Raw genomic sequence first — 21,194 nt, 5'->3', positions numbered from 1 at the left:
AGCCAACTGCGGGGCACAAGATGCACCCCGCGAATGTTAGAGCGATTCGTTCAACCAGCTTTCAAAAGGCACCTTTGGTACGGCCCCATTAAGCATATCGACCATTTCGCCATTTTTGAAAATCATGATAGTCGGAATGCTGCGAATGCGAAAACGCGCGCTGAGTTCGCGTTCAGCTTCGGTATTCACTTTCACAAAACGCATTTTGCCGCTGCGTTCTTCCGCTACGTCCTCAAAGATGGGCGCAAAGTTACGGCACGGGCCACACCAGGGTGCCCAGAAATCGACGACAACAGGGAGATCGTCTTTCAGCAGTTTGTCGAGCGTTGCACCCGTGGCGTTAATCACGTCGCCATCGAAAAGCTCATGACCGCAACGCCCACATTTTGCTCCATCATCAATGCGGCCTTCCGGAATGCGATTAAGAGCCTGGCAGTTGGCACATACGGTATTCATAACTAACCTCTGATAGAGCAGTAGCACAAAGCGGCATAATGCCGATAATGTTTCCGAGATGTTACATATTATCATTGAGCTTGTTTGAAACGACAATGCGTTTTATTCAATAGGAACAATAGTCACAGGCTTTTAAACGAAATAATGGCTATGCGCTTGCACATCGGGTAATCTGCGCGCTTCGCGCAGCGCTGGTGGAGAAAAGCATGAACGATGAACTGAAAAATAAAAGCGGCAAGGTCAAAGTGATGTATGTCCGCAGTGATGATGATTCTGACAAACGCACCGTTAATCCGCGTACCGGAAAGGGTGCAGGGCGTCCAGCATCGTCGCGTGCAGACGGTGGCCGTCGCCCCGCCCGCGATGACAGAAATTCCCGCGGTGATGACCGCAAACGTGATGACCGTAAGCGTGACGATCGCAAACGCGACGACCGCCCTCGGGATGATTTCCAACGTGATTCCTCGCCATGGCGCACGGTGTCTCGTGCCCCAACTGACGACGCACCGGCTAAGGCCGATCACGGTGGAATCAGTGGTAAAAGCTTCATCGATCCGGAAGTGCTGCGCCGTCAACGCGCAGAAGAAACCCGTGTGTACGGTGAAAATGCGTGTCAGGCCCTGTTCCAGAGCCGTCCGGAATGTATCGTTCGTGCCTGGTTTATCCAGAGCGTAACGCCGCGTTTCAAAGAAGCGCTTCGCTGGATGGCTGCAAACCGTAAGGCATACCACGTTGTTGATGACGAAGAGCTGACGAAAGCGTCGGGCACTGAGCATCACGGTGGCGTTTGCTTCCTGATCAAAAAGCGTAACGGCACAACCGTTCAGCAGTGGGTCAGCCAGGCGGATGCCGATGACTGTGTACTGGCACTGGAAGATGTGGGTAACCCGCATAATCTGGGCGCAATGATGCGTAGCTGCGCGCACTTCGGCGTGAAAGGCATCCTGTTACAGGATGCGGCAATTGTCGAGTCAGGTGCAGCGATTCGTACGGCTGAAGGTGGGGCTGAACATGTCCAACCGATCACCGGCGAAAGCGTACTGGATGCAATTGAGGAATTCCGCAAAGCGGGTTATTCCATCGTTACTACATCCAGCCATACAGGCACGCCGCTGTTCCAGGCGACGTTGCCGCGCAAAATGGTGCTGGTGCTGGGTCAGGAACGTGATGGTTTGTCTGATGCTGCGCTTTCCACGGCCGATTTGAGTGTTTCTATCGAAGGGACTGGCAAAGTAGAAAGCCTTAACGTTTCCGTTGCAACCGGCGTTCTGCTGGCTGAATGGTGGCGTCAAAACAAAGCGTAATCTCGCATTGTTTACTGTGCCCGGCGATTGTCGGGCATATTCATTTTGGTGTTTACCTGTAAATCCGCTTAAAAATTACTCACTTTCCGCCGGTAATACTGGCATCCAGTCGATAGGCTTCTCGCCACGTTTTGCTAACCACTCATTCGCTAACACAAAATGATTGCAGCCAAAAAAGCCGCGATGAGCTGACAGCGGAGAAGGATGGGGCGCTTTCAGTACGTGGTGGCGCTTGGGATCAATAATCGCCCCTTTCTTCTGCGCATGCGCTCCCCACAGTAAAAACACAACGCCTTCCTGATGTTCGTTGATCAGGCCAATCACTTTGTCGGTGAACGTTTCCCAGCCGAGGCTGGCATGAGAATGTGCCTGTCCTGCGCGCACGGTCAACACCGTATTGAGAAGCAGCACTCCCTGATGCGCCCAGCTTTCCAGATAGCCATGTGCTGGACGCGTAAAACCAGGTATAGAACCTTCCAGCTCTTTATACATGTTCAGCAGCGAAGGCGGGGTGGCAATGCCTGGACGAACAGAGAAAGCCAGACCATGTGCTTGTCCTGGACCGTGGTAGGGATCCTGACCCAGGATCACGACTTTGACGTTATTCAACTCGGTGTAACGAAAAGCGTTGAACACATCTTTTTGCGGCGGATAGATTGTTTGGCCTGATTGTCTTTCATCGGCGACGGTGTTGAGCGTATTCAAAAAATAGGGTTGTTGTTTTTCATCAGCCAACACGTCATGCCATGTTAATGAAGTGGTCATCTCGCTCTCCTGCGAATTTTATCTGCGCCTAGCTTAACCGTTAATCTCGGGGGCGCAAAATCCGTTAGGAATAAAGTCTTTAAGACTTGAAAAGAATGAAAACAAACCCAGATTTCACGGAGTGAAAATTGATATAAAACAACAAATCCAAACCACACAATTTGTAAGGTCTGGTTTTTGTTGATTTAGGTCAATGAATGGGGCGGGTTCGACTGATATATATACACTCAAGAAACAATGGTTTTACCAATTGGCCGCTAATGGCCGACACCAAATAATGTAGGTTATGGGAGGCATCATATGATTACGGGTATCCAGATCACTAAAGCTGCAAATGACGACCTGTTGAATTCCTTCTGGCTGCTGGACAGCGAGAAAGGTGAAGCGCGTTGCGTCGTGGCGAAAGCCGGTTTTGCGGAAGACCAAATTGTGCCAGTAAACAAACTGGGCGAAATCGAATACCGTGAAATCCCAATGGAAATCCAACCAGAAGTACGCGTTGAAGGTGGTCAACACCTGAATGTTAACGTACTGCGTCGCGAGACCCTGGAAGATGCGGTTAAGCATCCAGAAAAATATCCGCAGTTGACCATCCGCGTTTCAGGTTATGCCGTACGCTTTAACTCACTGACGCCAGAACAACAGCGCGACGTGATTGCGCGTACCTTTACTGCAAGCCTGTAAGGGTTGCGGTAAATAAAAACGCCGGGTATTAAGCCCGGCGTTTTTTTATTCTTCTTTCGTAGAAGTCGCTGTTGAGCCACTTGGCTTACGGCGTTTACCAATATTCTTGGCATCGCGGTGACGGTCCTTCACGCGCGGTTTTTCTTTTTCTTTCTGTTTCTGCTCTTCACGTTTCGCAAGCACTTTCTTGGACGGTTTACCCGTCATTTTCTCGCTTGGCGGGCGCGTCGTAGGGCGTAACTCATCAATCACGCGCGCTTTCACGGGCTCCTCGATGTAACGGCCTACTTTTTGAAGCAGCAGATAGTCATGTGCCTCAACCAAAGAAATCGCCGTGCCCTTCAGGCCCGCACGTCCGGTACGACCGATACGGTGAAGATAGGTATCCCCGCTGCGCGGCATGTCGAAGTTAATAACATGACTTACTTCAGGAATGTCGATGCCGCGCGCCGCTACGTCGGTCGCCACCAGAACATTAACGCGACCTTCAGTCAGACGTTTAATCCCTTCGGTGCGTTTCACCTGCGGCATGTCACCTTCAAGATAACAGTTATCGATGCCCGCGGAACGCAGCTGAGCCGCCAGCTCATGCACGCGCTCGCGTTTACGCACAAAAACAATGGTACGCGTCGTATCATCTTGTTTGAGCAGGTGCTTTAGCAACTCAAGCTTGTGTTCAAAGTTATCGGCGCGGTAATACCACTGGTGGATCTTTTTGCGCTCACGCGTAGACGGCGTGGCGGAAACTTCGGCCGGATCCTCAAGAAGACGCTCGGCAAAGTCTTTAATCGCATCGCCTTCAAGCGTCGCGGAGAACAGCATCGTCTGTTTACGCCAGCGCGTTTCACCTGCGATATGCTCAATGTCCTGCGCAAAGCCCAATTCCAGCATACGGTCTGCTTCATCGAGGATCAGCGTTTCTACTGCGCGGCAGTCAAAGTTCTCTTCTTTGATGTATTGCATCAATCGACCGGTTGTCGCCACCACGATATCCTGGTTCTCACTGAACACTTCAGCGTGGTTCATGTAAGCGACACCACCGGTGATGGTGGCAATATCCAGATGGGTTTTTGCGGCTAATTCACGCGCATGTTCTGCTACCTGAACGGCTAACTCACGTGTAGGTGTCAGAATCAAAATACGCGGTGGGCCAGATTTCTTGCGAGGGAAATCAATAAGATGCTGCAAGACAGGCAGCAAATACGCCGCCGTTTTACCGGTGCCTGTCGGCGCAGAACCGAGTACATCACGGCCTTCTAACGCAGGCGGAATGGCAGCCGCCTGGATGGCAGTCGGGCGTGTGAAGCCTTTATTCTGGAGAGCTTCCAGCAGGCATTCATCGAGTTCAAGTTCGGAAAAAGTCGTTACAGTCATGTTCTACCTCTGTGTGGGGCGCTGATTATAGACGTTATGGCTGCAATCTTCATCTGTTTGTATGGATATCCCTTTTCCACCACTTCGCTTTCCCCTATGCTACTCCCGTTTTATTTAAGAAGGTTGTTTTGACATGTCCCAACCCAAAGCGCTGTTGCGCCGCGATGGTTTCACATTTAAACAGTTCTTTGTAGCGCACGATCGTTGCGCGATGAAAGTCGGCACTGATGGTATTTTACTCGGTGCATGGGCTCCCGTCGCGGGCGTAAAGCGAATTTTGGATATCGGTAGCGGGAGTGGCCTTTTAGCGCTGATGCTGGCGCAGCGTACAGAGCAGCATGTCACGATTGATGCGGTCGAGCTGGATGTTCAGGCGGCAAATCAGGCCAGGGAGAACGCAGCTGAATCGCCCTGGGCTGAACGCGTTCAGGTGCAATGCGCTGATATACTGGCGTGGGCACCCGAGCAAACGGCGCGCTACGATCTTATCGTCAGCAATCCCCCTTATTATGAGCCGGGCGTTGACTGCGGCACGCCAGAACGTGACCAGGCACGTTATACCGGTTCGCTTGCACATCCTGCGCTTTTAACGGCGGCAGCCAATTTAATCTCCGAAGAAGGTTTTTTCTGCGTCGTTTTACCTGAAAATACCGGAAATACTTTCATCAAGACTGCGCTCGACATCGGCTGGTTTTTACGTCTGCGAACCGATATTGCCGATACCGAGGGAAAACTGCCTCACCGGGTATTGATTGCGCTATCCCCGAAAGAGGGGGAGTGTTTTAGCGATCGAATGGTAATTCGCGGGCCAGACCAGCGCTACTCCGAAGATTACACTGCGCTGACCCAGCCATTTTACCTGTTTATGTGAACAAGTGGGGCCAGAATTGACGGCCCCGATTCTTCCAGTTGGTCGGGGTAATCCAGCGTGTAATGTAAGCCGCGACTCTCTTTACGCATCATGGCGCACCGGACAATCAGCTCAGCAACCTGTACCAGATTACGCAGTTCAAGCAAGTTATTGGACACGCGGAAATGGGCGTAATACTCATCGATTTCTTGTTGGAGCATGGTAATACGCCGCAATGCGCGTTCCAGGCGTTTAGTGGTTCGCACAATCCCGACGTAATCCCACATAAACAATCTCAACTCATGCCAGTTATGCTGAATGACCACCAGTTCATCCGGATTATCGACTCGGCTCTCATCCCACGCAGGAAGGGATTCTACCTGGCGGGCATATGGCGTACGTTTGGTGATATCTTCTGCAGCTGACCAGCCATAGACCAGACATTCGAGCAGCGAGTTTGATGCCATACGGTTTGCCCCATGCAGCCCGGTGTAGCTCACCTCGCCGATAGCATAGAGACCATCAACGTCTGTACGCCCATGGTCGTCCACCATTACGCCGCCGCATGTATAGTGTGCAGCAGGGACAATGGGGACGGGCTCTTTGGTCAGATCGATTCCCAGTCCGAGTAATTTCTCATAGATAGTCGGGAAGTGCTGACGCACAAAATCAGCGGGTTTATGGCTGATGTCGAGGTACATGCAATCGACGCCGAGACGCTTCATTTCATGGTCAATGGCGCGAGCCACAATATCGCGCGGGGCAAGTTCGCCGCGTGAATCAAAGTCTGGCATAAACCGCGAGCCGTCGGGGCGTTTAAGATGAGCACCTTCGCCACGCAGGGCTTCGGTCAACAGAAAGTTACGCGCCTGAGGATGGAACAGTGCAGTCGGGTGAAACTGGTTAAACTCCAGATTGGCGACACGGCAGCCGGCACGCCAGGCCATAGCAATACCATCGCCTGAGGAGATGTCTGGGTTTGTCGTATATTGGTAAACTTTAGAGGCACCGCCCGTTGCCAGCACCACAGATTTTGCCTGGCAGGTTTCCACTTTTTCTTTATTACGGTTCCAGACCCACGCGCCAACGACACGTCGTGTTCCCGGCAGGCCAATCTTATCGGAAACAATCAAATCAACCGCGTTGCTGCGTTCGAGTACCTGAATATTCGGATGGTTGCGCGCCTGGCTCACCAGCGTGGTCTCAACTTCTCTACCCGTGGCATCAGCAGCGTGCAAAATGCGTCGATGACTGTGACCCCCTTCACGGGTGAGGTGATAGCCCTCTTCTCCATTCGGCTGAATATGCGTATCGAATAAAACGCCCTGATCGATAAGCCACTGAACACAGTGGCGTGCATTGCTGGCTACAAATTCAGCGGCGTGCTCGTCGACAATTCCTGCGCCTGCTATCAAGGTATCTTCGACATGTGAGGCAATGCTGTCCGTTTCATCAAAAACAGCCGCAATGCCACCCTGTGCATAGAAAGTGGAACCTTCGCTCATCGGCCCTTTGCTCAGGACAATCACTTTCTGCTGAGAAGCCAGGCGAAGTGCGAGGGACAGGCCAGCCGCGCCGCTGCCGATAATCAGTACATCACATTGGAGTTCTGGAGTTGTGTTCATGATTTTTGTTTAATTTACTAAACAGGGTTTGGCCAGAATAGCACCAGCACGCGATATACAGCACGTTTTTTTTATTGTGTGTTGCGCCGCCTAAACATCGGCGGGGGGCCTAAAATTATGCAAATGTGCGAAAATATTTTGCGAAGCAGATCGTTAGCTTCAGATTTAGTGGTGAAAAAATACCTGTGTTGCGGTACTCTGCTCGCTGTAAAAATGCCATTTCCTATTAGAAATTGGGGTACGTATCGTTAACAGACATATAATGAGAGAAAATGAACTGTCTGCGACACGATGAACAAAAACAAAAGCCTAACGGAACTTACTGATGAACAGACACTCTAATCTCCTGCTTGCTCACATTGCAGTGTTTCTAGAGTGGCGTTTCGATAGCGCGTGGAATTTAGGTTTGGGGAGACATTACCTCGGATGAGCGAGCAGTTAACGGACCAGGTCCTGGTAGAACGGGTCCAGAAGGGAGATCAGAAAGCCTTTAACTTACTGGTAGTGCGCTATCAGCATAAAGTGGCGAGTCTGGTGTCCCGTTATGTCCCTTCAGGGGATGTCCCTGATGTGGTACAAGAGTCTTTCATTAAGGCCTATCGCGCGCTGGATTCTTTCCGGGGAGATAGTGCTTTTTACACCTGGCTGTATCGAATTGCTGTCAATACAGCGAAGAATTATCTGGTTGCTCAGGGGCGTCGTCCGCCATCAAGTGATATTGATGCTATTGAAGCTGAAAACTTCGAAAGTGGCGGTGCGTTGAAAGAAATTTCGAACCCTGAGAACTTAATGTTGTCAGAAGAGCTGAGACAAATAGTTTTTCGAACGATCGAGTCGCTCCCGGAAGATTTACGTATGGCAATTACGTTACGGGAACTGGATGGCCTTAGCTATGAAGAGATAGCTGCCATCATGGATTGTCCGGTCGGGACGGTTCGCTCACGTATTTTTCGTGCGCGAGAAGCTATTGATAATAAAGTTCAACCGCTTATCAGGCGTTGACGATAGCGGGATACTGGAAAAGGTATTAGGCATGCAGAAAGAAAAACTTTCCGCTTTAATGGATGGTGAAACGCTGGACAGTGAGTTGCTCAATGAGCTATCTCATTCTCCCGATATGCAAAAGACCTGGGAGAGTTACCATCTCATCCGTGATTCTATGCGCGGTGATACGGGCGATGTTCTCCATTTCGATATCTCAGCACGCGTAATGGCGGCCATTGAGAACGAGCCTGTACATCAAACCATTCCGTTGATTCCTGAAGCTCAGCCGGCACCGCATCAATGGCAAAAGATGCCGTTCTGGAAAAAAGTGCGTCCATGGGCGAGTCAGCTTACCCAAATGGGTGTGGCAGCATGCGTATCGCTTGCAGTTATTGTTGGCGTCCAGCACTATAATGGTCAATCTGAAGCGAATCAGCAGCCTGAAGCGCCAGTGTTCAATACGCTGCCGATGATGGGCAAAGCAAGTCCGGTTAGTCTGGGCGTGCCAGCAGATGCGTCGGTAAGTCCTGGTCAGCAACAGCAGGTACAGGAACAGCGCCGTCGTATTAATGCGATGTTGCAGGATTACGAATTGCAGCGCCGCTTGCACTCGGAACAACTCCAGTTTGAGCAGGCGCAAACCCAGCAAGCTGGCGTGCAAGTACCAGGAAACCAAACTTTAGGAACGCAATCGCAGTAATGAAGCAACTTTGGTGCGCCATGTCTTTGGTGGCGGGTAGCCTGTTCTTCTCTGCCAACGCCTCGGCTGATTTATCGTCCGGGGCGTTGTTGCAGCAAATGAATATGGCCAGCCAGTCACTCAATTATGAGTTGGCTTTTGTCAGTATCAATAAGCAAGGTGTAGAGTCGTTGCGCTATCGCCATGCTCGTCTTGATAAACAGCCGCTTGCCCAGCTTTTACAGATGGACGGCCCGCGCCGTGAAGTTGTTCAGCGCGGTAATGAAATCAGCTATTTTGAGCCAGGTCTTGAACCTTTTACGCTCAATGGTGATTACATCGTCGATTCGCTACCCGCCCTTGTCTATACCGACTTTAAGCGTCTGTCTCCCTACTATGATTTTATTTCGGTTGGCCGTACCCGCATTGCGGATAGGCTGTGCGAAGTGATTCGCGTAGTGGCGAAAGACGGCACACGATATAGCTACATAGTGTGGATGGATACGGAAACCAAGCTACCAATGCGTGTCGATCTGCTCGATCGAGACGGAGAAACGCTTGAGCAATTTCGTGTGATCTCCTTTACCGTGAATAATCAGGTTGGCACCAGTATGCAGAGTCTGGCTAAAGCTAACCTTCCGCCGCTGCTGTCGGTTCCTGCGGGCGATGCGGCTAACTTTAACTGGGTGCCATCATGGATACCTCAAGGTTTCAGTGAGATATCCAGCAGCCGCCGTCAGCTTCCAACGATTGAAACCGCGGTCGAATCCCGACTTTATTCTGACGGTTTGTTTAGCTTCTCGGTGAATATCAATCGCGCGACAGCTAACAGTTCCGAGCAAATGCTCCGAACGGGCCGCCGAACAGTAAGTTCGACGATCCGCGATAATGCTGAAATCACCATAGTGGGAGAACTGCCTCCGCAAACGGCGAAGCGTATTTCTGACAGCATTAAATTTAGGGCCGCGCAATGATTAAAGAATGGGCCACGGTGGTTTCGTGGAGCGATGGAGTCGCGCTTGTCATGTGCGACGTCAAAGCCTCATGTAACAGTTGTGCTTCCCGTGCCGGATGTGGCTCTCGCGTACTCAACAAACTCGGGCCGCAAACGACGCATACGATTTCCGTGCCCAGCGAACAGCCTCTCACCGAAGGGCAAAAGGTCGAGCTTGGTATTGCTGAAGGCAGTTTGCTTGGCTCGGCAATGCTGGTTTACCTCTCGCCGCTCGTGGGCTTATTTGTGCTTGCGGGAATTTTCCAGGTGTTATTTGGAACCGATCTTGCGGCAATGTGCGGCGGAGCGTTGGGTGGTGTGGGTGGTTTCATGTTGGCACGTGGTTTTTCGCAAAAACTCGCTGAGCGAGAAGCCTGGCAGCCTGTCATTCTGAGCGTAGGCCTTCCTCCCAATATGCTTCGCGTTGAAACGCTTTCTTCTGAAGCCCGGTAATGACACCGGGCTTTATCTTTATTTACATCTCTGAAATGAAAACCCCGAATCCTCGCGCTAAGCTTGGCTTCAACAGCATTTCCTGGTGACGAAGATGTAGTGTAGAATGCTGCGTTTTCGCACTGAAAAACGTCAGGCTAAGAACAGCGGCCTCCAGGAATTCGTAAGGCATAATTATTTAATTATATGAAGAATATACGTAACTTTTCGATCATTGCTCACATTGACCACGGTAAGTCGACGCTGTCTGACCGTATTATTCAGATTTGCGGTGGCCTGTCTGATCGTGAAATGGAAGCCCAGGTTCTGGACTCCATGGACCTGGAACGCGAACGTGGGATTACCATCAAAGCGCAGAGCGTCACGCTTGATTACAAAGCCGCCGATGGCGAAACCTATCAACTGAATTTCATTGACACCCCAGGCCACGTAGACTTCTCGTATGAGGTTTCTCGTTCGTTGGCAGCCTGTGAAGGCGCGCTGCTGGTGGTCGATGCAGGGCAGGGCGTAGAAGCCCAGACCCTGGCGAACTGCTACACCGCAATGGAAATGGAACTTGAAGTGGTGCCGGTTCTTAACAAAATCGACCTGCCTGCTGCTGATCCGGAACGAGTAGCGGAAGAGATTGAAGACATCGTGGGCATTGATGCTACCGATGCTGTGCGCTGCTCCGCGAAAACCGGCGTGGGTGTTCCTGAAGTACTGGAACGACTGGTTCGCGACATTCCACCACCGGAAGGCGATGTGGATGCCCCGCTGCAGGCACTGATTATTGACTCCTGGTTTGATAACTACCTGGGCGTTGTGTCGCTGGTCCGAATCAAAAACGGCACCATGCGTAAAGGCGACAAAATCAAAGTGATGAGTACCGGTCAGGTTTATAACGCCGATCGCCTGGGGATTTTCACGCCAAAACAGGTTGACCGTACTGAACTGAAATGCGGTGAAGTTGGCTGGCTGGTTTGTGCCATTAAAGACATTTTGGGCGCGCCTGTCGGCGATACGCTGACGCAAGCCCGTAACCCGGCTGACAAAGCGCTGCCAGGCTTCAAAAAAGTGAAACCGCAGGTGTACGCGGGTCTGTTCCCGGTCAGCTCCGATGATTACGAAAACTTCCGTGATGCGCTTGGTAAGCTAAGCCTGAACGATGCTTCCCTGTTCTATGAGCCAGAAAGTTCTACTGCGTTGGGCTTCGGCTTCCGCTGTGGCTTCCTCGGTCTTTTGCACATGGAGATCATTCAGGAACGTCTGGAGCGTGAATACGATCTGGATCTGATCACCACGGCGCCGACCGTAGTGTATGAAGTTGAAACAACCAACAAAGAAATTATTTACGTCGACAGCCCATCCAAGCTGCCGCCTCTGAATAACATCGAAGAGCTGCGCGAGCCTATCGCCGAATGTCACATGTTGCTGCCGCAGGAATTCCTGGGCAACGTAATTACGCTGTGCATCGAGAAACGTGGCGTGCAGACCAACATGGTTTACCACGGTAACCAGGTTGCGCTCACCTATGAAATCCCAATGGCAGAAGTCGTACTCGACTTCTTCGACCGTCTGAAGTCAACCTCGCGCGGTTACGCGTCGCTCGATTACAACTTCAAACGCTTCCAGGCTTCCAACATGGTCCGTGTGGATGTGCTGATCAACAGTGAGCGCGTCGATGCGCTGGCGCTGATTACGCACAACGATAACGCACCGTACCGTGGCCGCGAGCTGGTCGAGAAAATGAAAGAACTGATTCCGCGTCAGCAGTTTGATATCGCGATTCAGGCAGCCATTGGCAACCATATTATTGCTCGTGCAACGGTAAAACAGCTGCGTAAAAACGTTCTGGCGAAATGCTACGGCGGTGACGTCAGCCGTAAGAAAAAGCTGCTGCAGAAACAGAAAGATGGTAAGAAACGCATGAAGCAGGTTGGTAACGTTGAGCTACCACAGGAAGCGTTCCTCGCCATTCTGCACGTTGGCAAAGACGGAAAATAATTCTAAGGAGTTGGCATGGCGAACATGTTTGCCCTGATCCTGGTCGTTGCGACACTGGTGACGGGTCTGTTGTGGTGTCTGGATAAGTTTATTTTTGCCCCTAAACGTCTCCAGCGTCAGGCCGCCGCGCAGGCAGCGACGGGTGATCAACTGGATCCGAAAACCCTGAAGAAAGTCAGCCCTAAACCGGGCTGGCTGGAAACCGGCGCTTCCGTGTTCCCAGTTCTGGCGATTGTTTTGGTGGTGCGTTCATTTATTTATGAACCCTTCCAGATCCCGTCAGGTTCGATGATGCCAACGCTTTTGATTGGTGATTTTATTCTGGTAGAGAAGTTTGCTTATGGCATCAAAGATCCTATCTACCAGAAAACATTGATTGAAACCGGTCATCCAAAACGCGGCGATATCGTGGTCTTCAAATACCCCGACGATCCGCGTCTGGATTACATCAAGCGTGCAGTGGGTTTGCCTGGTGACAAAGTCAGCTACGATCCAGTAGCGAAAGAAGTCACCGTTCAGCCAGGTTGCAGTTCCGGTACGGCATGCGAAAACGCGCTGCCAATCACCTATTCCAACGTTGAGCCGAGCGACTTCGTTCAGACTTTTGCGCGTCGTAATGGCGGAGAAGCCACAAGTGGCTTCTTCCAGTTGCCAAAAGGTGAGACTAAAGAAAACGGTATTCGCCTGGTAGAACGCAAGGAAACGCTGGGTGATGTAACGCATCGCATCTTGACCGTTCCGATCGCACAGGATCAGCTGGGTATGTATTACCAGCAGTCAGGTCAGCCGTTAGCGACCTGGATCGTGCCGCCAGGACATTACTTCATGATGGGTGATAACCGCGATAATTCCGCGGACAGCCGTTATTGGGGCTTTGTTCCGGAAGCCAACCTGGTAGGTAAAGCGACCGCGATTTGGATGAGCTTTGAGAAACAAGAAGGCGAATGGCCGACTGGCGTCCGCTTGAATCGGATTGGCGCGATTCATTAATCGTGTGAATTGAACACGTAACCACGGATAAACGTGGTTACGTGAATTATTTAAGGGATAATCTCACCTGGCTAACGACATCCCCACCCGTTGTGTATAGAATATTCCCCCGAAGTTTAAGGTTGGCGCAGAGCCAGTGCCACGGCACACGAAACCGCGTTGGTTTTCTCAGGTCGGTTTCGTGTGCTGCATTTTTGACGCATTCATTTATTGGTATAGCATGAACCCCATCGTAATTAATCGGCTTCAACGGAAGCTGGGCTACACTTTTCAGCATCACGAATTATTGCAACAGGCATTAACCCATCGCAGTGCCAGCAGCAAACATAATGAGCGTTTAGAGTTTTTAGGTGACTCCATTTTGAGTTACGTGATCGCCAATGCGCTTTATCACCGTTTCCCCCGCGTTGACGAAGGCGACATGAGCCGCATGCGTGCCACGCTGGTACGCGGCAATACGCTTGCCGAAATTGCACGCGAGTTTGAACTGGGTGAATGTTTGCGACTGGGTCCCGGCGAACTGAAAAGCGGCGGTTTTCGCCGTGAATCTATTCTCGCCGATACTGTCGAAGCATTAATCGGTGGCGTTTTCCTTGACAGCGATATTCAGACTGTTGAGCAGCTGATTCTGAACTGGTATCAAACGCGTCTGGATGAAATAAGTCCGGGCGATAAACAAAAAGATCCGAAAACGCGTCTGCAGGAGTATCTGCAGGGTCGCCATCTGCCGCTACCATCTTATCTGGTGGTGCAGGTCCGTGGTGAAGCGCACGATCAAGAATTTACCATCCATTGCCAGGTTAGCGGCCTGAGTGAACCGGTGGTTGGCACAGGTTCAAGCCGCCGTAAGGCTGAACAGGCTGCCGCCGAACAGGCGTTGAAAATGCTGGAGCTGGAATGAGCGAAGAAAAAAGTTACTGTGGTTTTATTGCTATCGTCGGACGTCCGAACGTTGGCAAGTCAACCCTGCTGAATACCTTACTTGGGCAGAAGATTTCAATCACGTCCCGTAAGGCGCAGACCACGCGTCACCGTATCGTGGGCATCCATACAGAAGGTGAGTATCAGGCAATTTACGTTGATACTCCCGGCCTGCATATGGAAGAAAAACGTGCCATTAACCGCCTGATGAACAAAGCGGCGAGCAGTTCGATCGGTGATGTTGAGCTGATCATCTTCGTCGTGGAAGGAACTCGCTGGACGGCGGACGATGAAATGGTGCTGAACAAACTGCGTGACGGCAGAGCACCGGTCATTCTTGCGGTCAACAAAGTTGATAACGTGCAAGAGAAAGCCGATCTGCTGCCACACCTGCAGTTCCTGGCAAGCCAGATGAACTTCCTTGATATCGTTCCGCTGTCTGCGGAAAGCGGAATGAACGTGGATACCATCGCGGGCATCGTGCGTAAACATCTGCCAGAAGCGATTCATCACTTCCCGGAAGATTACATCACCGACCGTTCTCAGCGCTTTATGGCCTCTGAAATCATCCGTGAAAAACTGATGCGTTTCCTGGGCGCTGAACTGCCGTACTCTGTCACCGTTGAAATCGAGCGTTTCCAGACCAACGAGCGCGGCGGTTATGACATCAACGGGCTGATCCTCGTTGAACGCGAAGGGCAGAAGAAGATGGTGATTGGTAACAAAGGTTCCAAGATTAAAACCATCGGTATTGAAGCGCGTAAAGACATGCAGGACATGTTTGAAGCACCGGTACACCTCGAACTGTGGGTGAAGGTCAAGTCTGGCTGGGCCGATGATGAGCGCGCACTGCGCAGCCTCGGTTACGGCGACGACGTCTAAGTTTTCATGCTTAATGGCTTTCACGCTGCAGGACAAAACACACCGTGTTTTGAACAGCGCTTGCCTTGGCTCCGCAAGAGCGAGGCCAGAAGCCGAGTCATGCGGCAAGATCGCGAATCTCCGGGAGCTTACTTCGGTAAACGACCAGGGTGAACGGGTACAGCCAGCGCACCTGCAGCGTGAAAGACGACGAGTATGATGGAAGGCTGGCAGCGCGCATTCGTCCTGCATAGTCGTCCCTGGAGCGAAACCAGCCTCATGCTGGACGTCTTCACGGAAGAATCTGGTCGCGTGCGTCTTGTGGCAAAAGGCGCACGATCCAAACGTTCCAATCTGAAAGGGGCTCTGCAACCTTTCACCCCTCTTTTAGTGCGCTTTGGTGGTCGTGGGGAAGTCAAAACCCTGCGCAGTGCTGAAGCCGTCTCTCTGGCGCTTCCCCTTTCCGGTATCACGCTTTACAGCGGCCTGTATGTCAACGAACTCATCTCACGCGTTCTGGAACATGAGACACGCTTCTCTGAACTCTTTTTTGATTATCTGCACTGTATCCAGGCGCTGGCTGGCGCAACAGATTCGCCGGAACCGGCATTACGTCGGTTTGAGCTGGCACTGCTCGGGCATCTTGGCTACGGCGTCGATTTTCTGCATTGCGCGGGGAGCGGGGATTCCGTCGATGACACCATGACCTACCGTTATCGGGAAGAGAAAGGTTTTATCGCCAGTATCGTCATTGATAACACCACCTTTACGGGGCGACATCTCCGGGCACTGTCCGAGCGTGAATTTCCCGATCAGGACACCTTACGCGCGGCAAAACGCTTTACCCGAATCGCCCTCAAGCCGTATCTTGGTGGCAAGCCCTTAAAGAGCCGAGAATTATTCAGGCAGTTTGTGCCAAAGCGTTAACGAACAACGAGAAAACCGAGGATTGTCATGGCTGAATTACTGTTAGGCGTCAACATTGATCACATCGCCACGCTGCGTAATGCGCGCGGTACGGCATATCCTGATCCGGTTCAGGCGGCGTTTATTGCCGAGCAGGCGGGCGCAGACGGTATTACCGTTCATTTGCGTGAAGATCGCCGTCATATCACTGACCGCGATGTGAAAATTTTGCGCCAGACGCTGGATACCCGCATGAATCTGGAAATGGCGGTGACGGAAGAGATGCTGGCGATTGCCTGCGAAACCAAACCGCATTTCTGCTGCCTGGTGCCGGAAAAGCGTCAGGAAGTGACCACAGAAGGTGGGCTAGATGTCGCCGGTCAGCAGGATAAAATGCGCGATGCCTGCAAACGTCTCGCTGACGCCGGAATTCTGGTTTCCCTGTTTATCGACGCCGATGTTGAGCAGATCAAAGCGGCCGCAGCGGTCGGCGCGCCGTACATCGAAATTCATACCGGCTGCTATGCCGATGCTAAAGATGAAGCCACGCAGGCTAAAGAACTCGCCCGCATCGCGAAAGCGGCAACTTACGCCGCCAGCCTCGGCTTGAAGGTTAACGCCGGGCACGGTCTGACGTATCACAATGTTAAAGCAATTGCGGAAATTCCAGAGATGTTCGAATTGAACATCGGTCACGCCATTATCGGACGTGCGGTGATGAGCGGTCTTAAAGAGGCGGTGTCGGAAATGAAACGTCTGATGCTGGAAGCGCGTCAGTAATGGCGATTCTGGGCTTAGGCACGGACATTGTTGAAATCGGCCGTATCGAAGCGGTGATCGCCCGGAGTGGCGATCGCCTGGCGAGACGCGTGCTGAGCGACAACGAATGGGCTATCTGGGAAACGCATCAACAGCCGGTGCGTTTTCTGGCGAAGCGTTTTGCGGTCAAAGAGGCAGCAGCGAAAGCCTTCGGCACGGGCATCCGCAACGGACTGGCTTTTAATCAGTTTGAAGTGTTTAACGATGAACTGGGCAAACCGCGCCTGCGTTTATGGGGTGAGGCGCAAAAACTGGCTGAGAAGCTTGGCGTGGTCAATATGCACGTGACGCTGGCGGATGAACGGCGCTACGCCTGCGCGACGGTGATTCTCGAAAGTTAAACTTTGTCGGCGTGGTGCATCAGTACAAATTTGTCCCACAGCTGCTCTTCTGATTCCACATGCGCAGGATCCTTAAGGATAGTATTTGGAATAGGGCACACTTTCTGACAAGTCGGCGTCTCGTAATGACCGATGCATTCGGTACAGCGATCGCTGTTAATCTCATAAATGCTGTCACCCATCGAAATCGCCTCGTTAGGGCATTCGGGTTCGCACATATCGCAATTGATGCATTTTTTGGTGATTAACAGCGCCATCAGGAAAATCTCAGTAACATCACAAACAGGGCGGGCATTATACGCTCATTCCCTGCTCAAACCAGTTTTTTTACCAGCTCTTCGCTGTGACGAATTCGTTCCGGCGCATGTTCTAAATCCTGCTGTACGAGCGCCACAAAGAGCAAATCCGTCAGCATCATCTGCGCGCTGGTGGACGAAATCGCCGCGCTGCGCGTCGCTTGTTCCTCAGCAATGGTGTACAGGCAACGCGTGGCGCGTTGTTGCAGGGCGTTAGGCGTAAAACCGGTGATCGCCAGGATCTTCCCGCCCACACGCAGCGCCTCATCAGAGGCCAGATTGATTTCACGCCGCTCGCCGGAATACGAAATTGCCACCAACAGATCGTCTGGAGCCATAGCCTGAACCGTCGACAGGAGGGCATGCATATCCTGTTCGGCCATGGCGTTGTAACCAATTTTCGTTAGCTTCCAGCCAAAGTTCCGCGCCACCAGTCCGGATGCGCCAATACCCGTCAGAATGATCCGTCTCGCACTGCGCAGCATGGCGACACTCTCGAGCAGTTTTTCTTCGCTATTCACATCAAGCGTGGCGTGCATGGCCGTCACGTTCTCCTTGATGAGTTTTTCCCCGACGAGCCGCATCGGGTCATCACCGCGGATCTGATTGTGCAGCGGCATGGATTGCGGATTAGGGTTGTTGACCAGCGCTTCGCTGATCGCCAGTTTTAGTGCTGGAAACCCTTTGAAGCCAATCTTTTGCGCAAATTTCACGACGCTCGACTGGCTGACTCCCGCTTCGCTGGCGAGCTGTTGAGAGCTTAAGTGACGCGCATGATCGGGCTGCGCCAGCAGGAAATCCGCCAGTTTTTTGTCGCTCTGGGCAAAGCCCGCATAACGCTGGCGAATACGGATTAAGCAGTTCATACGTCCTCCTGGCGAAAATGTGATAGCCGCAGCAAATCGAAGTTTGCTCACCTGAATGAATTTTATATTCCACTATAGTACGAGTATTATGAATTAAAAATTCTTGAGGTACAAAAGATGAATCTTGGCTCGCTAGTTTCTGAATCACGTAATCCACAAACCATGGACCTGGATGCATTGTCCACCTTTGACCTTGTAACCCGTTTTAATCAACAGGATACGCTGGTCGCGCAGGCAGTGAAAGAGACATTGCCCGAGGTTGCTAAAGCCGTGGATGCGGCAGCCGATGCGCTGAAAGCCGGTGGACGCATAATTTACATGGGTGCAGGGACCAGCGGCCGGCTAGGAGTGCTGGATGCATCTGAATGTCCGCCAACCTTTGGCGTGCCGCACGGTCTGGTTCTTGGTCTGATTGCAGGCGGACCCGGCGCGTTATTAAAAGCGGTTGAAGGGGCTGAGGACAATCAGCAACTGGGCGCAGACGATCTCATGGCCGTTAATCTGAGTGCTAATGATGTCGTGGTCGGTCTGGCCGCGTCCGGGCGCACACCGTACGTCATCGGTGGACTGGAATATGCCAAACAGCAGGGCTGCACCACGGTCGCTATCTCCTGCAATCCGGGTTCGCCGATTGCCCAGATCGCGGCGATTGCGATCTCGCCGGTTGTGGGGCCAGAAGCGTTGACTGGCTCAACGCGGCTTAAATCCGGCACGGCGCAAAAGCTGGTGCTCAACATGATCTCTACCGGTGCGATGGTGAAATTCGGCAAGGTCTACCAGAACCTGATGGTGGATATGCAAGCCACCAATATCAAGCTGGTGGACAGAGCCTGCCGCATGGTGGTGCAGGCGACAGGGGCCAGCCGTGAAGAGGCTGAGGCTGCGCTCAATAAAACCGATCACGATGTGAAACCCGCCATTCTGATGATTCTGAGTGGGCTAGACGCCGCGGCGGCGCGCGCTAAGCTCGACGCTCATCACGGTTTCTTGCGAGCGGCGTTGGAAAACTAAAAATAACAGAGGCGTGTATGGAAAAAACAGCAGCGCTCGCCAGCGAGATTTTGCAGGGGATTGGCGGAGAGAAAAATATTCTGCGTCTTGAAAACTGCATGACGCGGGTGCGAGTAGAAGTTCAGGATGACGATCGGCTTGATATTGCTCGTCTGAAAAAGCTCTCTGGCGTCAGCGGATACGTCAAACAAGGTGCCCAGCATCAGCTGATTGTCGGGCCGGGTAAAGCCGCGCAGGTTGTCGATGCGATGCGGGCATTAATAGGGGCTGGTGGCGCTGGCGTGCTTGATGATGCCGAACGCACCAAAGCGCAGGCGAAAGCCAAATATAAAGCGCCAATGAGCGATGCGCTGCGACAGCTGGCTAACGTCTTTATTCCGCTGATTCCTGCGTTTATCGCCTCTGGTCTGATTACTGGCATTATCAATATTCTCAAGCGGCCAGACATCGTCGGGGATTTCGCCACGCAGTATCCCAATATGCTGGGGATCCTGGGCATATTCGGCAGCGCAGTATTTGCCATTATGAATATCCTGGTCGGCGTTAATGCCGCGAAGGTGTTTGGCGGATCGCTGGCGATGGGCGGCGTAATGGCAGGGATCCTTTCCAGCCCGCAGTTGGCGCAGATCACGCTGTTTGGTGAGGCGCTCCAGCCGGGGCGGGGTGGCGTAATCGCGGTGCTGTTGGTGGTCGTTCTGATGTGCTGGGTGGAGAAAAAGCTGCGCAGCCTGCTGCCTGGCTCAATTGAGTTAATCCTTAATCCGCTACTGACGACGCTGATCACCGGGAGTATCGCGATTGTGGCGCTGCAACCGCTAGGCGGTTGGATCTCAGAGGCCATTGCTCACGGTGCTTCTTTAGCTATCGATCGCGGTGGCCTGCTGGTTGGGGCGATTCTGTCCGGGACCTTCCTACCACTGGTATTAACCGGTTTACATCAGGGGCTGGTGCCGATTCACGTTGAACTGGTTCAGGCGCATGGCTACAACGCCCTGCTGCCAATCCTGTCGATGGCGGGCGTTGGACAAGTGGGTGCGGCCATTGCGGTACTGATGAAAACGCGCAACGCCCGACTGAAAAAGGTCATCAAAGGGGCGCTCCCTGTTGGGCTGTTGGGTATCGGCGAGCCGCTTATTTTCGGCGTCACGCTCCCGCTCGGCAAACCGTTCCTCGGTGCGTGTCTGGGGGGGGCCGTGGGCGGGGCGCTGATCAGCTACTGGAAAGTGGCAACCGTTATTACCTTTGGCATTTCAGGTTTACCGCTGGCATTAACCATCGTGACCGGAAAAGTCATGCTCTATCTGTTAGGCTATCTAATAGCAGTAATAGCCGGGTTCTTGTTTACCTGGCTGTTAGGGTTCAACGATCCAGAGGAGTAAGGTTTGGTTAATCACGAGCGACGTGTTGTCTTTTTCGATTTAGATGGAACGCTGCATCAGCAGGATATGTTTGGCACATTTATGCGCTATCTGCTGCGCCGCCAGCCCCTCAATGCGCTGCTCGTGCTGCCTCTTTTGCCGGTGATTGGCATCGCGTTGTTGATTAAAGGACGCGCGGCTCGTTGGCCGATGAGCCTGCTGTTATGGGGATGTACTTTTGGTCACAGTGAGGCGCGGCTCATGCAGCTTCAACAGGATTTTGCCCTGTGGTTCCGTGAGCATGTCATCGCGTTTCCGGTAGTCCAGGAACGCCTGACCACCTATCTGAATGCCAATGATGCCGATATCTGGTTAATTACCGGTTCGCCCCAGCCGCTGGTGGAGCAGGTCTATTTTGATACGCCGTGGCTGCCACGCGTAAATCTTATCGCCACCCAAATTGGCCGAGCCTATGGTGGTTGGGTGCTGACCCTGCGCTGCCTCGGGCATGAGAAAGTCGTTCAACTCGAGAAAAAAATCGGCACGCCGCTGCGGCTGTACAGCGGTTACAGCGACAGCAAACAAGATAACCCACTGCTCTACTTTTGCCAGCACCGCTGGCGAGTCACGCCGTCTGGTGAACTTCAGCAACTGGAATAGTGTTAATCATA

General features: G+C 52.3%; 24 protein-coding genes. 18 read left to right on the top strand and 6 right to left on the bottom strand.

The genetic code is table 11. The annotated features are described in order from the left end of the window. Window positions 1–36: 36 nt before the first annotated feature. Window positions 37–456, bottom strand: coding sequence for a thioredoxin TrxC (trxC, locus tag I6L74_RS02835; protein WP_059179485.1), 420 nt, complete (start codon window positions 454–456; stop codon window positions 37–39). A 206-nt stretch (window positions 457–662) separates the two neighbouring features. Here trxC and I6L74_RS02830 point away from each other — a divergent pair, with 206 nt between their 5' ends. After that, window positions 663–1,760, top strand: a complete 1,098-nt coding sequence (locus I6L74_RS02830) for a tRNA/rRNA methyltransferase (RefSeq protein WP_059179484.1) — start codon at window positions 663–665, stop codon at window positions 1,758–1,760. A gap of 75 nt (window positions 1,761–1,835) precedes the next feature. Here the strand turns inward: I6L74_RS02830 and ung are convergent, their stop codons facing one another. Continuing rightward, window positions 1,836–2,525 carry a uracil-DNA glycosylase gene (gene ung, locus I6L74_RS02825; protein WP_059179483.1) on the bottom strand — a complete coding sequence of 230 codons (690 nt, stop codon included), beginning with the start codon at window positions 2,523–2,525 and terminating at the stop codon, window positions 1,836–1,838. A 300-nt stretch (window positions 2,526–2,825) separates the two neighbouring features. Between ung and grcA the strand changes: the two genes are divergently transcribed. Continuing rightward, entirely contained in the window at window positions 2,826–3,209 is a 384-nt protein-coding gene (gene grcA, locus I6L74_RS02820) for an autonomous glycyl radical cofactor GrcA (RefSeq protein ID WP_015960058.1), read from the top strand. Window positions 3,210–3,254: 45 nt separating this feature from the next. Here grcA and srmB read toward each other — a convergent pair whose 3' ends face one another. Beyond that, on the bottom strand, window positions 3,255–4,583 hold the full coding sequence (gene srmB / locus I6L74_RS02815; RefSeq protein WP_059179482.1) for an ATP-dependent RNA helicase SrmB: 1,329 nt from the start codon (window positions 4,581–4,583) through the stop codon (window positions 3,255–3,257). 133 nt (window positions 4,584–4,716) lie between these two features. On the opposite strand from srmB, the gene trmN reads away from it, so the two are divergent. Then, window positions 4,717–5,454: a tRNA(1)(Val) (adenine(37)-N(6))-methyltransferase TrmN gene (gene trmN / locus I6L74_RS02810; RefSeq protein WP_059179481.1), complete on the top strand. Its 738-nt coding sequence runs from the start codon at window positions 4,717–4,719 to the stop codon at window positions 5,452–5,454. Here trmN and nadB read toward each other — a convergent pair. Next, window positions 5,439–7,058, bottom strand: a complete 1,620-nt coding sequence (gene nadB / locus I6L74_RS02805) for an L-aspartate oxidase (RefSeq protein ID WP_059179480.1) — start codon at window positions 7,056–7,058, stop codon at window positions 5,439–5,441. The two genes, trmN and nadB, sit on opposite strands and share 16 nt — an antisense overlap. 325 nt (window positions 7,059–7,383) lie before the next feature. Between nadB and rseD the strand changes: the two genes are divergently transcribed. The 12 genes from rseD (at window position 7,384) to acpS (ending at window position 16,992) form a co-directional block, all read left to right on the top strand. Then, window positions 7,384–7,488, top strand: coding sequence for a rpoE leader peptide RseD (gene rseD / locus I6L74_RS02800; protein ID WP_237730711.1), 105 nt, complete (start codon window positions 7,384–7,386; stop codon window positions 7,486–7,488). Further along, window positions 7,485–8,060, top strand: coding sequence for an RNA polymerase sigma factor RpoE (gene rpoE, locus I6L74_RS02795; protein ID WP_015960054.1), 576 nt, complete (start codon window positions 7,485–7,487; stop codon window positions 8,058–8,060). The genes rseD and rpoE overlap by 4 nt, the downstream gene beginning before the upstream one ends. A 31-nt stretch (window positions 8,061–8,091) precedes the next feature. Then, window positions 8,092–8,742, top strand: coding sequence for an anti-sigma-E factor RseA (gene rseA / locus I6L74_RS02790; RefSeq protein WP_059179479.1), 651 nt, complete (start codon window positions 8,092–8,094; stop codon window positions 8,740–8,742). Beyond that, complete coding sequence (gene rseB, locus I6L74_RS02785) at window positions 8,742–9,695, top strand: sigma-E factor regulatory protein RseB (RefSeq protein WP_059179478.1); 954 nt, start codon at window positions 8,742–8,744, stop codon at window positions 9,693–9,695. The genes rseA and rseB overlap by 1 nt, the downstream gene beginning before the upstream one ends. Beyond that, window positions 9,692–10,168, top strand: coding sequence for a SoxR-reducing system protein RseC (rseC, locus tag I6L74_RS02780; RefSeq protein WP_059179477.1), 477 nt, complete (start codon window positions 9,692–9,694; stop codon window positions 10,166–10,168). Before rseB ends, rseC begins: the two co-directional genes overlap by 4 nt. 186 nt (window positions 10,169–10,354) lie before the next feature. Then, window positions 10,355–12,154 carry a translation elongation factor 4 gene (gene lepA, locus I6L74_RS02775; protein WP_059179476.1) on the top strand — a complete coding sequence of 600 codons (1,800 nt, stop codon included), beginning with the start codon at window positions 10,355–10,357 and terminating at the stop codon, window positions 12,152–12,154. A 15-nt stretch (window positions 12,155–12,169) separates the two neighbouring features. Beyond that, window positions 12,170–13,144 (top strand): signal peptidase I, encoded by a 975-nt coding sequence (lepB, locus tag I6L74_RS02770; RefSeq protein WP_059179475.1) that lies wholly within the window; start codon window positions 12,170–12,172, stop codon window positions 13,142–13,144. A 220-nt stretch (window positions 13,145–13,364) separates the two neighbouring features. Continuing rightward, window positions 13,365–14,045: a ribonuclease III gene (rnc, locus tag I6L74_RS02765; protein WP_015960048.1), complete on the top strand. Its 681-nt coding sequence runs from the start codon at window positions 13,365–13,367 to the stop codon at window positions 14,043–14,045. Continuing rightward, window positions 14,042–14,947 (top strand): GTPase Era, encoded by a 906-nt coding sequence (gene era / locus I6L74_RS02760; RefSeq protein WP_015960047.1) that lies wholly within the window; start codon window positions 14,042–14,044, stop codon window positions 14,945–14,947. The genes rnc and era overlap by 4 nt, the downstream gene beginning before the upstream one ends. Window positions 14,948–15,145: 198 nt before the next feature. Then, window positions 15,146–15,853: a DNA repair protein RecO gene (gene recO, locus I6L74_RS02755; RefSeq protein ID WP_041689706.1), complete on the top strand. Its 708-nt coding sequence runs from the start codon at window positions 15,146–15,148 to the stop codon at window positions 15,851–15,853. A 27-nt stretch (window positions 15,854–15,880) separates the two neighbouring features. Next, window positions 15,881–16,612, top strand: coding sequence for a pyridoxine 5'-phosphate synthase (pdxJ, locus tag I6L74_RS02750; RefSeq protein WP_059179474.1), 732 nt, complete (start codon window positions 15,881–15,883; stop codon window positions 16,610–16,612). After that, complete coding sequence (gene acpS, locus I6L74_RS02745) at window positions 16,612–16,992, top strand: holo-ACP synthase (protein WP_015960044.1); 381 nt, start codon at window positions 16,612–16,614, stop codon at window positions 16,990–16,992. The genes pdxJ and acpS overlap by 1 nt, the downstream gene beginning before the upstream one ends. Here acpS and I6L74_RS02740 read toward each other — a convergent pair. Both I6L74_RS02740 and I6L74_RS02735 read right to left on the bottom strand, forming a co-directional pair. Continuing rightward, entirely contained in the window at window positions 16,989–17,249 is a 261-nt protein-coding gene (locus I6L74_RS02740; RefSeq protein WP_059179473.1) for a YfhL family 4Fe-4S dicluster ferredoxin, read from the bottom strand. The two genes, acpS and I6L74_RS02740, sit on opposite strands and share 4 nt — an antisense overlap. Window positions 17,250–17,305: 56 nt before the next feature. Beyond that, window positions 17,306–18,154 (bottom strand): MurR/RpiR family transcriptional regulator, encoded by an 849-nt coding sequence (locus tag I6L74_RS02735; RefSeq protein WP_059179472.1) that lies wholly within the window; start codon window positions 18,152–18,154, stop codon window positions 17,306–17,308. Between the two features lie 117 nt (window positions 18,155–18,271). Between I6L74_RS02735 and murQ the strand changes: the two genes are divergently transcribed. The 3 genes from murQ to yfhb are packed head-to-tail and all read left to right on the top strand — an operon-like array spanning window position 18,272 to window position 21,183. Further along, complete coding sequence (gene murQ / locus I6L74_RS02730; RefSeq protein ID WP_059179471.1) at window positions 18,272–19,165, top strand: N-acetylmuramic acid 6-phosphate etherase; 894 nt, start codon at window positions 18,272–18,274, stop codon at window positions 19,163–19,165. Window positions 19,166–19,182: 17 nt separating this feature from the next. Further along, entirely contained in the window at window positions 19,183–20,544 is a 1,362-nt protein-coding gene (locus I6L74_RS02725) for a PTS transporter subunit EIIC (RefSeq protein WP_059179470.1), read from the top strand. Between the two features lie 3 nt (window positions 20,545–20,547). Beyond that, window positions 20,548–21,183 carry a phosphatidylglycerophosphatase C gene (yfhb, locus tag I6L74_RS02720; protein ID WP_059179469.1) on the top strand — a complete coding sequence of 212 codons (636 nt, stop codon included), beginning with the start codon at window positions 20,548–20,550 and terminating at the stop codon, window positions 21,181–21,183. Window positions 21,184–21,194: the final 11 nt, after the last annotated feature.

The organism is Lelliottia amnigena (assembly GCF_019047465.1).
GTDB lineage: Bacteria > Pseudomonadota > Gammaproteobacteria > Enterobacterales > Enterobacteriaceae > Enterobacter > Enterobacter amnigenus.
The sequence above is the reverse complement of the archived record's forward strand: the minus strand, read 5'-3'. Positions and strand labels throughout refer to the sequence as shown.